We start from the raw sequence: 13,159 nt of genomic DNA, 5'->3' as shown, positions 1-13,159 counted from the left end.
TTCTCCTGTCGTCCCTTGGGGGTGAGCCTGCGGGGTGGGGGTGGCCCGGGTCAATCACTGTTGCACGGGCGTCGATCACCCAGGCTCGATGCGCGCCTCGCGGATCACGTCGCGCCATTTCGCGACCTCGGCAGCGGTGCGCGTGGCGAGCTCCTCGGGCGTGCCGCCGAGCGCCGCGACGCCCTGGTTGCGCAGCGTCTCCATGGCCTCGGCGCTGCGCAGCCAGGCATTGGTCGCGGCGTTGACGCGGTCCACCACCTCGCGCGGGGTGCCGGCGGGAAGGTAAATCGCCCACCACCCCTCCACCACGAAGCCGGCCAGGCCGAGCTCGAGCATGGTCGGCACCTGCGGCAAGGTCTCGGTCCGCTGGGGCGATGTGACGCCGAGCACCATCAGCGATCCGGCCTGCACGTGCTGGGACAGCGGCAGGTAGTGGTAGAACATCGCATCCACCTGGCCCGAGAGCAGGTCCGTCACCGCCTGGGCGCCGCTGCGATAGGGCACGTGGGTCGTCTGCACCCCGCCGCGCAGGTCGAGCAGCGCCTGGGACAGATGCCCGGTGGTCCCGTTGCCGGCCGAGGCGAAACTCAACGGCCGCTGGCGGGCCAGCGCCATCAGCCCGGCGAAATCCCGCACCCCGAGCTGCGGGCGCACCGCGAGGGCCACAGGCGCGGTGACGAAGGGCACCACGGGGGCAAAATCGCGCACCGGATCGTAGCCGGGTTCGCGGTAGAGGCTGGCATTGACGCCGTGCGTGCCGCTCGTACCCAGGATGATGGAATACCCATCCGGTCGGTCGCGCGCGACGGCCGCGGTGGCGATGTTGCCCCCGGCGCCGGAGCGGTTCTCCACCACCACGGACTGCCCCAGGGTCTGGCCCAGATGGTTGCCGATGGCGCGGCCGAAGATGTCCGTCGTGGTGCCGGCGGCGAAGGGCACGACCAGACGAATGGGGCGCGCGGCGGGCCAAGCGGGGGTCTGGGCCAGCGCGGGCATGGCCAGCGCGGCGGGGACCGCCGCGAGCAGGGCCCGGCGGCCGGTCAGGATGCGGGGCATCGGGCGTCTCCCTTCGCCCATTCGGGCATGACGTATTGGGCGAGGCCGGCATCGGCGACGCCACGGTTCATCGGCACGCACTCCGCCGGGAAATCCTGGCGGAAGGTCGCGCCGGCATCGGCCAGCCTTCCGAGGAAGGCGTCAAGGTGGCGCATCGCGCCGCCGGGGATGTCGTGCAGCACCAGCAGCGGCCGTGACTGGTCCAGGCATTGTGCGAGTCCGCGCGCCGGCCAGCCATCGGCATCGCGCCAGTCGCCCGGCACCGCGGACCAGAGCACCATCGTGTGGGCCTCGGCCGCCAGGTGGTCGCGCGCCGCCTCGCTCAGCAGATGCGGGCCGAGCCGGCCGCCGCCGCCCACCGGTCGGAACAGCCGGTCGGGATGCGCGAGCCGGCCCAACAGCGCCTGGGTCTGGCCGATCTCGGCCACGGCGTGCCCGGGAACGCGGCGGTCGCCCAGCGGACCCGCATGGCTGTAGGTGTGGTTGCCGATCCAGTGCCCCTCGGCATGGGCGCGCTCGGCGAGCGCGCGCAGTGCCGGGTCGCGCAGCCGCGCGCCGATGACGAAGAACGAGGCGGCGATGGCGCGCCGGCGCAGCACGTCCAGCACCAGCGGCGTCACCGCCGCATCGGGCCCATTGTCGAAGGTGAGGGTGACCATGGGCAGGGTGTGCATCGGCGTCTCTTGGCGTTCGGGGCAATTCTACCGATAAGCAATCATATGCCGCGCCGCCGGATCGGCACCAGGGGCCGGCGCGCGACGCCGGCACGAACAAGGGAAGACCGCCTTCATGGCCAACACCAACACGCTGCTGCCGACCACCGTCGTGGGCAGCTATCCGCAGCCGGGCTGGCTGGTGGACCGCGCGATCCTGACCGCGAACAACGTGGTGCCCCGCGTGCGCCTGAAGGAGATCTGGCGCGTCGCCGAGGATGTGCTGGAGGGTGCGCAGGACGACGCGACGCTGATCGCCATCCGCGACATGGAGCGCGCGGGCATCGACATCATCACCGATGGCGAGATGCGCCGGGAGAGCTATTCCAACCGCTTCGCGCTGGCCCTCGAGAATGTGGACGTGGACAACCCCGCCGTGGTGTCGGGGCGCATGGGCAAGCCCACCCCGGTGCCGCGCGTGGTCGGCGAGATCCGCCGCCGCCATGCTGTGGAGGTGCGCGACATCGCCTTTCTGCGCGCCAACACCGACCGCCAGGTGAAGATCACCCTGCCCGGCCCCTTCACCCTGTCCATGCAGGCGCATGACGAGCATTACGGCGACGACGAGGCCCTCGCCATGGCCTATGCGGCCGTGGTGGCGGAGGAGGCGCGCGATCTGAAGGCCGCGGGTGCCGACATCATCCAGCTCGACGAGCCCTGGTTGCAGGCGCGCCCGGAGCAGGCGGCGCGCTATGGCGTGAAGGCGATCAACCGTGCGCTGGAAGGTGTGAGCGGCACCACGGTGGTGCACCTGTGCTTCGGATATGCCGCCTTGGTGAAGGACAAGCCCTCGGGCTATTCCTTCCTGCCGCAGCTGTCGGATTCCATCGCGACGCAGATCTCGATTGAGGCGGCGCAGCCCAAGCTGGATCTCGGCATCCTCGCGGAGCTCTCGAACAAGATGATCATGCTCGGCGTGCTGGACCTGGGTTCGGCGGAGGTCGAGACGGCGGAGACGGTCGCCGCGCGCCTGCGCGAGGGGCTGAAGCACGTTCCGGCGGAGCGGCTGGTCGCGGCGCCCGATTGCGGCATGAAGTACCTGCCGCGCGAGCGTGCCTTCGCCAAGCTGAAGGCGCTCGCGGATGGGGCGGACATCGTGCGGCGCGAACTCCAGGGCTGATGCCGCCGCCATGGCGCTGATGGTCTTCCTCAACCGCGTTCAGTTCGGCTTCGGCGCGCTGTCGGAGCTGGCGGGCGAACTGGCGCTCGCGGGCATACAGCGCCCGCTGGTGGTGACCGATGCGGGGCTGCGCGCGGCAGGGCTGGTGGACACGCTGCTGACCGCGCTGCCAGCGAGGATGCCCGCGGCGGTGTTCGATGCGACGCCGGCGAACCCCGACGAGGCGGCGGTGCATGCGGCGGTGGCGCTATACCGCGAATGCGGTGCGGATGGCGTGCTGGGGTTCGGCGGCGGCTCCCCGCTGGACCTCGCCAAGGCCGTCGCCCTCGCCGCGACGCACAGCGCCGAAAGCCTCGCATCCTATGCGGTGGTGGAAGGCGGCCTCTCCCGCATCACCGCGGCCGCCGCGCCGGTGGTGGAGGTGGCGACCACGGCGGGCACGGGCAGCGAAGTCTCGCGCGGTGCGCTGATCATCATGGCAGATGGGCGCAAGCTCTCCATCGGCAGTCCGCATCTGATCCCGCGCGCGGCGATCTGCGACCCGGCGCTGACGCTGGGCCTGCCGCCCGGCCTCACCGCTGCGACGGGCATGGACGCAATGGCGCATTGCATCGAGACGCTGTGCTCGCCGCGCGAGAATCCGGTGGCCGATGCCATCGCGCTCGACGGGCTGCGCCGCGCCTGGGCGCAGCTGCCGCGCGCGGTCGCCGACGGCAGCGACCGCGAGGCGCGCCACGCGATGATGCTGGCCTCCATCGAAGGCGCGCTGGCCTTCCAGAAAGGGCTGGGTGCGGTGCATGCGCTGTCACATGCGCTGGGCGCGCTGCCGGCGCGGCCGCATCACGGCACGCTCAACGCGCTGCTGCTGCCGGGCGTGCTACGCTTCAACGCGCCAGCCATCGCGGCGGTGCTCGCGCGCATCGGCGAGGCGATCGGCGTGTCACCGATGGCAGAAGCGATCGCCGGCGCGATCGAGGCGCTGAACCGCCGCATCGGCCTGCCGGCGAACCTGGCCGCGATGGGCGTGCCCGATGCGGCGCTGCCCGCTGTCGCCGAGGCGGCGCTGCACGACCATCACCACCTGACCAATCCACGCCCGGCGACCACCGGCGACTACCTGGCCCTGCTCCGCGCCGCCTGAGAGTTGGCAGCCACGCCGCGCTGAGGCAGCCTTCCCGAAACAGCACCACAGGAGGAACGCGCATGCGCCGGCTCGGGAAGATTGCGTGCCTCCTGATGGCGCTGCTCGCACCCTGCGTGCCGGCCGTCGCACAGAATTGGCCGAGCCAGCCCATCATGCTCGTCAACGGCTTCCCGCCCGGCGGCGGTGCCGACATCCTTGCGCGCCTGGTGGCCGGGCACCTGGCCACCGCGCTCGGCCAGCCGGTGACGGTCGACAACCGCACCGGCGCGAACGGGCTGATCGCCGCGGGCCTCGTCGCCGCGGCGCGGCCGGATGGCAACACGCTGCTGCTGGTGACCGCGAGCATGGTGTCCATGGCGCCGGTGATGCCCGGCGTCACGCTCAACTTCGATCCGGACCGCGACCTCGCTGGCGCGTCGATCATCGCGGGGCTGGACAACCTGCTCTACGTCAATCCGCGGCTGCCGTTCCGCACCTTGGGCGACGTGATCGCGCATGCCCGCGCGCATCCTGACGAACTAACCTATGGCTCCTCGGGCGTGGGCAGTTCCTACCAGCTCTGGGCGGCGCAATTCGCGGCGATGGCGGGCGTGCGCATGGTGCACGTGCCGTTCCGCGGCGGGCCGCCGGCGATCTCCGAGATCATCGCCGGGCGGGTCGACATGATGTTCGGCAACCTGGCCGAGATCCTGCCGCATATCCGTGCGGGCACGGTGCGCGCCATCGCCTTTACCTCCGCCCCGCCCTCGCCGGTTCTGCCCGAGGTGCCGACCATCGCGGAGACGCTGCCGGACTATCGCGCCGACAACTGGTTCGGCATCGCCGCCCCCGGCGCCACGCCGCGCCCGGTGCTGGAGCGGCTGAACGCCGAGGTGAACCGCATCGTCGCCGACCCGGCCGTGCGCGAGCGGCTCGTCTCGCTCGGCTACCAGCCGCGCGGTGGCACCATTGCGGAGATGCAGCGCGCCATCATCGAGGATCGCGCGCGCTGGGGGCGGGTGATCCGGGAGAACAACATCAGCGCCGAGTGAAGGCCTTCAGTCGAAGGCCAAATCCCAGCCCAGCCAGTCGCAGACCGCGCGGCCCATGACCCAATCGAGATCCTCGCCGCGCAGCCAGGGCAGTTCTTCGGTGAAGAAGGTCACGCATTGGCGGTAGCTGCACGGCATGCGTGTGATGTCGGTGCCCCAGAAGAAGCGCTTCGGCCCGAACGCGTCGAAGATGCGGTGCAGCCCGTCCTGGATGTTGGCGAAGGGGTAGCCTTGCGTCGAGTAGTGCGGCGCGCCGGTCGCCTTCACCGCCACGTTCGGCAGCGCGGCCAGCGCGCAGAGCTCGTCGAGATTGGCGAAGGCCGCGTCATCCTGCCCGGTGCGGACCAGGCCGCAATGGTCCAGCACCAGGCGCAGGCCCGGATGCGCCTCCGCGATGCGGCGGAAATCCTGCAGGAAGAGCCCGCCCATCATGGCGATCGGCAGGTCCTCGCGTTCGGCTGCCGGCCAGAGCCAGTCGAGCGAACCGTCGCGCAGCCATTCCTGCTCCGCCGGATGCAGCAGCGCCCAGCGCAGGCCGAGCATGCCGGGCTGGTCGCGCCAGCCCTGGATGCGGTGGCGCTGCGCGGGGTCGCGCGGCGGGAACTGGCCCATCACGGCGAAACGGTCGGGGTAGGTCGCGGCGGACCGGGTGGCGTAGGCGTTGGCATCCGGGTCCCAGCTCAGCGGCGGGTGCAGCACGGCGGCGTCCACGCCGGCCTCCGCCATCTCGGCCAAGGCCTCCTCAGCGGTGAAGCTGCTGACCTTGCGATGCAGGCCGCTCGGGTTGCCCCGCGTCCAGATGTGGATCTGGGCGTCGACGATTTTCATGCGCGCGTCCTCCGGTGCGCAGCATTCCCCAGCCGCGTGGCCTGGACAAGTGCGCCGGCTGCGCCATCCTGGGCGCAACGGCAGAAGGAAGCGCGCCATGGCGGTGGTGGAGACGGAACGGCACGGGCAGGTGCTGGTGGTGCGGATGAACCGTCCCGAGCGGCTCAACGCGCTCAATCACGAACTCCGCGTGGCCCTCGCGCAGACCTGGACGGATTTCCGCCGCGACGACGGGCTGGAGGTCGCGATCCTCACCGGCACGGGGCGCGCCTTCTGCGCCGGCGAGGACATGAAGGAAACGCTGGCCGACGCCACGCCCGGCGGCCGCGCGCTGGACATCGAGGACCCGTTCCGCAGCGGCACGCTGGAGAAGCCGGTGATCGCCGCGGTGAACGGCTTCGCGATGGGCGGCGGCTTCATGCTGGTCGAACGCACCGACCTGCGTGTGGCCGCGAAGGGCGCGGTGTTCGAAGTTTCCGAGGCGAAGCGCTGGCTGCTCGGCGGCTATGACCACGGGCATGTGGCGAACCTGCCCTTCCCCATCGCGATGGAAATGGCGTTGGGTTTCCGCTTCACCGCCGAACGGTTCTACGAGCTCGGCTTCGTGAACCGGCTGGTGGAGGCGGACGCCGTCGTCCCCACCGCGATCGAGATGGCGAACCATCTGCTGACGCTGCCGCCGGCGTCGCGCGTCAACACCGTGCACATGATGCGCCAGATGCGGCCCAAGGCCAGCGAGGCGCAGCGCGAACTCGCCGCCGCGCTGCATGAGCATGGTGCGAAGAGCGACCTGATGGAGAGCCGCGCCGCCTTTGCCGAAAAACGCGCGCCGAACTTCAAGGGCTGGAACGACCCGGCGGATCGCTATCGGATGCCAGGCGCGAAAGCGGAGTGAGACTCAGCCCTTCTCCACCTGCCAGAAAATCGGGAAGCTGCTTTCCAGCAGGTTGCGCAGCACGCCGCGATAGGCGGCCGGGATGGTGAACTGCCCCCACATCACCGAGGGCGTGAGCGTGTAGGCAATGCGCTGCACCTCGTCGGCGATGCGCTGCCGCTCGGCCTGGGTCTCGGCCTCCGCGAAGCTGCGCACAAGCGGCGGGATGGCCGCGTCGCAGGACCAGCCCGGGTAATCCGCGCAGGTGCTGGCGATGTAGAAATGCGTCAGCGGCGTGAGCATGTCGACGCCGTTGGAATAGACGGCGAAGAGGCTCCAGCCCTCATGGCGCGCGCGGCGGGCGAGCACGGTGCCCCAATCCATAACCTGTTCGTCCACGACGAAGCCGGCCTGCTTCATGTTCTGCACCAGCACGGCGGCCGCGGTTTGCGAGATGGACCCTGCCACCTGGAGGAACACCACCGGCTCGCCGCGGTAATTCGTGCGCGCGAGGTCGGCGCGCGCTTCGGCCGGCGAATAGCGCGCGGCCTCGGCGCCGGCGGCCGAGGCATAGGGCGCGTCGCACATCCAGAAGGAAGGGCATTGCGGCGCGCGGAAGCGCTCTGGGATGCCGATCGCCTGGAGGATGGTGTTCTGGTCGACGAGCTTCCACAGCACGCGCCGCACCGCGGGGTCGTTGAAGGGGGGGAAGTCATGGTTGAGGCGGAAATTGCCCTGGAACTGGTGCAGGCCGCCGAGTGCCATCAGCTTCAGATGCCGCGCGCGTTCGAGCCGCGCGATGAAGTCGAAGGGCACGTATTGCTGGTAGTCGATCTCGTTGGCGAGTAGCGCGGTGGAGGCCGTCGCCTGGTCCGGCATCACCCGCAGCGTGAGGCTGTCCACGCGCACCTGCTTGCCGCCGGCGAGGAAATCCGGGGCCTCCGCGCGCGGACGATAGGCGGGGAACTTCTCCAGCACCATGACATTGCCGGGGCGCCACAGATCCGCGCGGAAGCGGAAGGGGCCGGAACCGATGATCTCGGTGATGCGCTGCTCGCCCGGGGTGCGCGCAAGGCGCTCGGGCAGGATGAAGGGCACCGGCGCGTTGGGCTTGCCGAGCACCTCCAGCATCAGCGGGAAGGGGCGCTTGAGGCGGAATTCGAACTGCTTGGCGTCGAGTGCGCTGAGCTCCTCAGTCGCGTCGCGCAAAAGCCGGCCGAGCGCGTCGCGCGGCATCCAGCGCACCAGGGAGGCGACCACATCGGCGGCGCGCACCGGCGCGCCGTCATGGAAGGCGAGACCGTCGCGCAGGGTGAAGCGCCAGCGCAGGCGATCGCGCGCGACGTCATGGCCCTCGACCATCTGCGGGCGCACCTGGCCCTGCCCGTCCATCGCGAAGAGCGTGTCGAAGACGTGGAAGCCGAAGGTGCGCGTGATGGCCGCGGTGGTCATGTAGGGGTCGAGGATCACGACCTCGGACTCCAGCACCAGGTTGAGCGTGGTCTCGGCGCGCGCCTCGGGCGCGCGGATGATGCCGGCCGTAGCCAGCGCGCCGCCTGCGAGGATGTGCCGCCGCCCGATCCCTGATCCGCTCATCGTACGCTCCCGCCCTCTGCCCGGAGGCGAGGCTGCACGGGCGGATGGCAAGGCGGCAAGCCCCAATACCCGTCTCGCCGCGCCCGGCGCAGCGTGCCACGCTTGCGCCAACCACGGGACACACGCCGCCATGGCCGATGAGGATCTCCGCTACCTGTCCGCGACCGAGGCCGCCGCGCTGATCCGCCGCCGCGCGCTCTCGCCGGTGGCGCTCACCCAGGCGATCCTCACCGCCATCGAGGCCAGCCAGCCCAGCCTCAACGCCTTCGCCACCGTCACCGCCGAGGCCGCGATGCGCGACGCCGCCGCCGCCGAGCAGGCCGTGATGAACGGCGACATGCTCGGCCCGCTGCACGGCGTGCCCATCCACATCAAAGACCAGGTGGATACCGCCGGCATCCCCACCCGCCATGGCTCGGCGATCTTCGCCGACAACATCCCCAGCCGCGACGACATCACCGTGCAGCGCCTGCGCGCGGCGGGCGCGATCATCCTGGGCAAGACCACCATGTCGGAGTTCGGCCACAAGGGCCTGACCGACAGCCCCGCCCATGGCGTCACGCGCAACCCGTGGGACCTGGAGCGCACGCCCGGCGGGTCCTCCGGCGGTGCGGCGGCCGCCGTCGCCGCCGGGCTCGGTCCGCTGGGGCTCGGCACCGATGGCGCCGGCTCCGTCCGCATCCCCGCAGCCTGCTGCGGGCTGATCGGCCTGAAGGGCACGCTCGGCGCCGTGCCGTGGGAAGCCGCAGCCGACGGCTTCCTGAACAACGTCTACGCCGGCCCGATCAGCCGCACCGTGGCCGACGCCGCGCTGATGTTCTCCATCATCGCCGGCCCCAGCCCGCGCGACCCGCAAAGCCTGCGCGCGCACCCCTTCACGCCCGTCGCACCCCACCTCGCCGGCACGACCCTGCACGGCCTGCGCATCGGCTTCATCGACAAGGCCTGCAACCCCAAAGTCCAGCGCGAGGTCCTCGCCAACACCCACACCTCACTCGCCGCCCTCGAGGTCCGCGGCGCCCACATCGAACCCGTCACCACCGCCATCGACTGGATCGAATACGAAGGCCGCATCATGTACCAGGCCGGCTTCGCCATCAGCTGCGCCCAATACCTGCCCGAATGGCACAACCGCATGGACCCCGTCCTCATCGCCTTCATGGAACGCGGCCGAGCCTTCACCGCACACCAACTCCGCGACGCCCAATTCGCCCGCACGCGGCTATTCCGCCAGATCCAGACCCTGTTCGAAACCTACGACATCCTCGCCACGCCCACACTGACCCGCACCGCACTCCCAACGTCCTTCGACGCCGCCCACGACCAGATCGACATCGAAGGCACCCCCTGCGGCATCACACGCCAAGGCTGGTCCAGCTACCAATACCCGTTCAACCTGAGCGGACACCCCGCCATCACCATCCCCTCCGGCTTCGCCGATGACGGGTTGCCGACCGGCCTGCAACTCATCGGCCCCTACACCCACGAACCCACCCTCCTCCACCTCGCCAGCGCGCTGGAAAGCGACCGACCCTGGGCTCAACACAGGCCGGGTGGGTGGGGTTAAGAAAGCAAGGCCAGGGGCGCTGCCCCTGGACCCCGCGAGGAGCCTGCAGGCCCCTCGACCCGGATTACTTGGTCCTTGGTTTTGGGAGGGTTGGTTTTGGGGCGTTGGCGTGAATGCCTGTCATCGGGAGAGGGTGGCCGGAGGTGTGCGCCGAGCTGGTGAGCGTGTCTCGGCCACCCTCTCCCGATGACAGGCCCTGCTAAAAGTCCAGAGCCACCCTCCCAGAACCAGCACCAAGTAAAGCGGGTCCAGGGGCCTCTAGGCTCCTGGTGGGGGTCGAGGGGGCAACGCCCCCCGCCTTTCTTCCTACCCCACCCGCGCGACTGCGCTGAACCCGGCGTCGGCGGCTTCCAGGGCGCGGTCGATGTCGGCGGCGGTGTGGGCGCAGGAGAGGAACATGTTGTGTTTGGGGTGGAAGTAGGCGCCGGCGTCGAGGGCGGCGGCGCAGAAGGTGTTGCCGAGGCGGAAGTCGGGGTCGTTGTCGAAGAGCATGAGGGGCATTTGCGGGGGGCCGCTTTGGCGGATGGGGAGGGCGTGGCGTTTTGCGCTGGCGGCGAGGCCGGTGCGGAGGCGCTCGCCCATGGTTTTGAGGTGGGTGGGGGCTTCGAGGGCGTGGAGGGTGGTGATGGTGGCCAGCGCCGCGGCCATGGGGGCGGCGCCGCACCAGAAGGATCCGGTCGTGAAGATTTTCGTGGCGGCGGTGCGCAGGTGTTCGGAGCCGGTGATGGCGGCGAGCGGGTGTCCGTTGGCGATGGCCTTGCTGTAGGCGGCGAGGTCGGGGCGGATGCCGAGGGTTTCCCAGGAGCCGCCGAGGTGCAGGCGGAAGCCGGCGCGGACGTCGTCGAGGATGAGGGCGGCATCGTGGCTGTCGCACAGGGAGCGGAGGGTTTGGGCGAAGGCGGGGTTGGGGAGTTCGAGGTCGCGCGCCATGTCGTGGCGGAAGGCGGTGACGAGGATGCCGGCGAGGTCGTCGCCGGCCTCGGCCACGGCGGCTTTGACGGAGGCGGGGTCGTTGTAGTCGTAGTGGAGGATGTGGGCTCGGTCCTCGGCGGTGACGCCGGCGAGCGAGGGCGAGCACCAGGGGACGGCGCCGTGGTAGGAGCCGCGCGCGACGAGCAGCTTGCGCCGGCCGGTGGCGGCGCGGGCGATGGTGGCGCAGGCGGTGGTGGCGTCGGTGCCGTTTTTCGAGAAGAGGCACCAGGCGGCGTGGGGGATGGTCTCGACGAGTTTTTCGGCGAGTTCGACGAGGACGGGGGCGGGGCCGTTCATGCAGTCGCCGAGGGCTGACTGGGCGCGGGCGGCGTCCTCCACGGCCGGGTGGTGGTGGCCGAGGATCACGGGGCCCCAGGAGCACATGAAGTCGATGACTTCGCGGCCATCGACGTCCCACAGGCGGCAGCCTTCGGCGCGGGCGAAGTATTGCGGGTAGCCGGGGGGCAGGTTGGCGGCGTTCAGGTGGCCCCATAGCCCGCCCGGGATGACGGATTGTGCGCGGGCGCGCAGCATCTGATCCTGGCTGTTCGTCTGGCCCATGGGCGGCTCCGGTGTCTGGCCAGCGTGGCCCGTGAACCGGCAGCATGGCGCAGATCGTGGAGAATGCCGATGCGCCTTGCCCTGGCGTCGGGCCCTTCAATCCAGTGTCAGCTTACCTGCGCCGACGGCAGGAAGGTCGCTGCGGCTCGGGCGCGCCATTCCGCGGCCTTGGCGGGCTCCGCCCGATGCGTGTGGTAATCCGCCATCACCTCGTAGAAGCGGGGCAGTTTGGTGCGGTCGAGGCGGGGGTTCAGCAGCGCTGCCTCCGTGGCACGTCCAAGCGCCAGCAGCACGGCTCGGCGGAGTTCGAGCGAGGGATAGTGGTCCGGCGCCACCGCAGCGCTGCGATCGAGCAGGGCCAGCGCCAACTCATTCTGGCCGGCATGATGGGCCATGGCAGCGCGCCGTTTGAGGAGGTCGGCCTTGTGGAGGGCCAGAGGCGACCAGGCAGGGGGTGTCTCCGGCTCTGGAAAGGCGACATCGAGCAGGCGTCTGAGGGCGCTGTTTTGCTTGATATGCGAAATTTCGGCTGGGGCCTCGCCGCGGGAGTCCCCATTCCAGCGCGGGCCCTGCCCCAGGGACAGGCCGAAGAAATGCGCGACGTAGAGCGCATCCGGTTCGACTTGGCGTTTGCCGTGCCCGATGACGCCGTGGACGTGCAACTGGTCATCCACGCGGATAGCGGCCGGGTTGACGATCCATTTGGGCAGCACCGAGTGCTTGAAACTCATCTGGTCATCATCGCGATGGCGCTTCAGCCGACCTTCGGGCGGCGGGTCGCCGAAGACATTGAAGCGCGGGACCAGATGCGATTCAAAACTCGAGCTGCTGACCAGCGCCTTGAAGGCCGATGGTGTTCGTTCGACGAGCAACTCGTCGATATCGAAGTTCGCGATCACGGCGGCATCAAGGAAAAAGCGCCGCAATGCGATCTCGTACAGTCCGGTCTGGAGGAAATTCGAATCGCGGGACCCGCCCAGGGCACGGCTGCTGGTCGGGCCGTACGGAAACGGAGCATCGACCAGGAGGCATCGGATGGACGGGCAATGCGCGTTGATATCCCGCGCAAGGGCGTCCGACGTCGGGTTGGATGAGCTGTTGTCGAAGAGGAGGAATGCGTCGAAGCCATGCTGTCTGTGGTGGTAGTTGATCCAGTCCACCACCCAGGCGGACGGATTGTTCCTGGTCAGCGTGACGAGGCAGCGCCGATCGAGCGCTAGGTGCGAAAGGTTCGGCTGGACATGCGCAAGCCAATGCTGCCCCGCGAAGTCGATGCCGAGCCCCGTGGTGCCGCTGGGGGCGGCAATGCGGAACCGCGAACGGCCGTTCAGCGGCCGGCCGGGGCGACGGTCATGACGCACGGCGCAAGGCACGCCCGAAGGAAGAGCCACGAATCGCGGCAGCGTATTGTTGGCTTCCGGAAAATGGAATGGTGGCCCGATGCCGATGATTTCGGTGCCGTCGGCCGACCAGAACAGATCATAGATCAGGGTCAGGTAGTCGAATCGTTCCTCGAAGTCGGAGGCTCGCGCCAGCTCGTCGCGGAAGGGTGCGCGCACCACGCCCTCCGCCTCGGAGAGCGTGATCGACGACAAGCATGCGCGCGTGACCGCCATCTTTTTCAACCACGACGTGTGGTCACAGACTATGAAGGACGCTGGCGTGCATCAGCATCACATCCACGTCAGGATCACTGA

General features: G+C 69.8%; 11 protein-coding genes. 5 read left to right on the top strand and 6 right to left on the bottom strand.

The genetic code is table 11. The annotated features are described in order from the left end of the window. Positions 1-75: 75 nt before the first annotated feature. Together GXW79_RS15855 and GXW79_RS15850 are read right to left on the bottom strand one after the other, a co-directional pair. Complete coding sequence (locus GXW79_RS15855) at positions 76-1,056, bottom strand: Bug family tripartite tricarboxylate transporter substrate binding protein (RefSeq protein ID WP_211875412.1); 981 nt, start codon at positions 1,054-1,056, stop codon at positions 76-78. Then, a complete protein-coding gene (locus GXW79_RS15850; RefSeq protein WP_246504045.1) occupies positions 1,041-1,730 on the bottom strand; it encodes a polysaccharide deacetylase family protein in 690 nt (229 codons plus the stop codon). Before GXW79_RS15850 ends, GXW79_RS15855 begins: the two co-directional genes overlap by 16 nt. A gap of 115 nt (positions 1,731-1,845) precedes the next feature. Between GXW79_RS15850 and GXW79_RS15845 the strand changes: the two genes are divergently transcribed. The 3 genes from GXW79_RS15845 to GXW79_RS15835 all read left to right on the top strand — a co-directional run bounded on the left by GXW79_RS15845 (position 1,846) and on the right by GXW79_RS15835 (position 5,064). After that, positions 1,846-2,889: a 5-methyltetrahydropteroyltriglutamate--homocysteine methyltransferase gene (locus GXW79_RS15845; RefSeq protein WP_211875411.1), complete on the top strand. Its 1,044-nt coding sequence runs from the start codon at positions 1,846-1,848 to the stop codon at positions 2,887-2,889. 10 nt (positions 2,890-2,899) lie between these two features. Beyond that, a complete protein-coding gene (locus GXW79_RS15840; protein WP_211875410.1) occupies positions 2,900-4,030 on the top strand; it encodes an iron-containing alcohol dehydrogenase in 1,131 nt (376 codons plus the stop codon). 62 nt (positions 4,031-4,092) lie between these two features. Continuing rightward, on the top strand, positions 4,093-5,064 hold the full coding sequence (locus GXW79_RS15835) for a Bug family tripartite tricarboxylate transporter substrate binding protein (protein ID WP_211875409.1): 972 nt from the start codon (positions 4,093-4,095) through the stop codon (positions 5,062-5,064). A 6-nt stretch (positions 5,065-5,070) separates the two neighbouring features. On the opposite strand, the gene GXW79_RS15830 is transcribed toward GXW79_RS15835, so the two are convergent. Beyond that, positions 5,071-5,892 carry an amidohydrolase family protein gene (locus GXW79_RS15830; protein WP_211875408.1) on the bottom strand — a complete coding sequence of 274 codons (822 nt, stop codon included), beginning with the start codon at positions 5,890-5,892 and terminating at the stop codon, positions 5,071-5,073. A gap of 97 nt (positions 5,893-5,989) precedes the next feature. Here GXW79_RS15830 and GXW79_RS15825 point away from each other — a divergent pair, with 97 nt between their 5' ends. After that, positions 5,990-6,787, top strand: coding sequence for an enoyl-CoA hydratase/isomerase family protein (locus GXW79_RS15825; protein ID WP_211875407.1), 798 nt, complete (start codon positions 5,990-5,992; stop codon positions 6,785-6,787). Positions 6,788-6,790: 3 nt separating this feature from the next. Here the strand turns inward: GXW79_RS15825 and GXW79_RS15820 are convergent, their stop codons facing one another. Further along, positions 6,791-8,362 (bottom strand): ABC transporter substrate-binding protein, encoded by a 1,572-nt coding sequence (locus GXW79_RS15820; RefSeq protein WP_211875406.1) that lies wholly within the window; start codon positions 8,360-8,362, stop codon positions 6,791-6,793. A gap of 130 nt (positions 8,363-8,492) precedes the next feature. Here GXW79_RS15820 and GXW79_RS15815 point away from each other — a divergent pair, with 130 nt between their 5' ends. Next, positions 8,493-9,929 carry an amidase gene (locus GXW79_RS15815; protein WP_211875405.1) on the top strand — a complete coding sequence of 479 codons (1,437 nt, stop codon included), beginning with the start codon at positions 8,493-8,495 and terminating at the stop codon, positions 9,927-9,929. A gap of 306 nt (positions 9,930-10,235) precedes the next feature. On the opposite strand, the gene GXW79_RS15810 is transcribed toward GXW79_RS15815, so the two are convergent. Then, positions 10,236-11,462: an aminotransferase class III-fold pyridoxal phosphate-dependent enzyme gene (locus tag GXW79_RS15810; RefSeq protein ID WP_211875404.1), complete on the bottom strand. Its 1,227-nt coding sequence runs from the start codon at positions 11,460-11,462 to the stop codon at positions 10,236-10,238. A 107-nt stretch (positions 11,463-11,569) separates the two neighbouring features. Beyond that, positions 11,570-13,078: a hypothetical protein gene (locus tag GXW79_RS15805; protein WP_211875403.1), complete on the bottom strand. Its 1,509-nt coding sequence runs from the start codon at positions 13,076-13,078 to the stop codon at positions 11,570-11,572. Positions 13,079-13,159 lie beyond the last annotated feature (81 nt).

This window comes from Plastoroseomonas arctica (assembly GCF_018128965.1).
GTDB classification, from domain to species: domain Bacteria; phylum Pseudomonadota; class Alphaproteobacteria; order Acetobacterales; family Acetobacteraceae; genus Plastoroseomonas; species Plastoroseomonas arctica.
Note: the sequence above shows the minus strand (reverse complement) of the source record. Positions and strands in the feature narration are given on the sequence as shown.

Coding starts and splice junctions, on each gene's coding strand:
- GXW79_RS15825 (WP_211875407.1), top strand. CDS start 5,990: ATGGCGGTGGTGGAGACGGAACGGCACGGGCAGGTGCTGGTGGTGCGG.
- GXW79_RS15810 (WP_211875404.1), bottom strand. CDS start 11,462: ATGGGCCAGACGAACAGCCAGGATCAGATGCTGCGCGCCCGCGCACAA.
- GXW79_RS15820 (WP_211875406.1), bottom strand. CDS start 8,362: ATGAGCGGATCAGGGATCGGGCGGCGGCACATCCTCGCAGGCGGCGCG.
- GXW79_RS15835 (WP_211875409.1), top strand. CDS start 4,093: ATGCGCCGGCTCGGGAAGATTGCGTGCCTCCTGATGGCGCTGCTCGCA.
- GXW79_RS15850 (WP_246504045.1), bottom strand. CDS start 1,730: ATGCACACCCTGCCCATGGTCACCCTCACCTTCGACAATGGGCCCGAT.
- GXW79_RS15805 (WP_211875403.1), bottom strand. CDS start 13,078: ATGGCGGTCACGCGCGCATGCTTGTCGTCGATCACGCTCTCCGAGGCG.
- GXW79_RS15855 (WP_211875412.1), bottom strand. CDS start 1,056: ATGCCCCGCATCCTGACCGGCCGCCGGGCCCTGCTCGCGGCGGTCCCC.
- GXW79_RS15840 (WP_211875410.1), top strand. CDS start 2,900: ATGGCGCTGATGGTCTTCCTCAACCGCGTTCAGTTCGGCTTCGGCGCG.
- GXW79_RS15845 (WP_211875411.1), top strand. CDS start 1,846: ATGGCCAACACCAACACGCTGCTGCCGACCACCGTCGTGGGCAGCTAT.
- GXW79_RS15815 (WP_211875405.1), top strand. CDS start 8,493: ATGGCCGATGAGGATCTCCGCTACCTGTCCGCGACCGAGGCCGCCGCG.
- GXW79_RS15830 (WP_211875408.1), bottom strand. CDS start 5,892: ATGAAAATCGTCGACGCCCAGATCCACATCTGGACGCGGGGCAACCCG.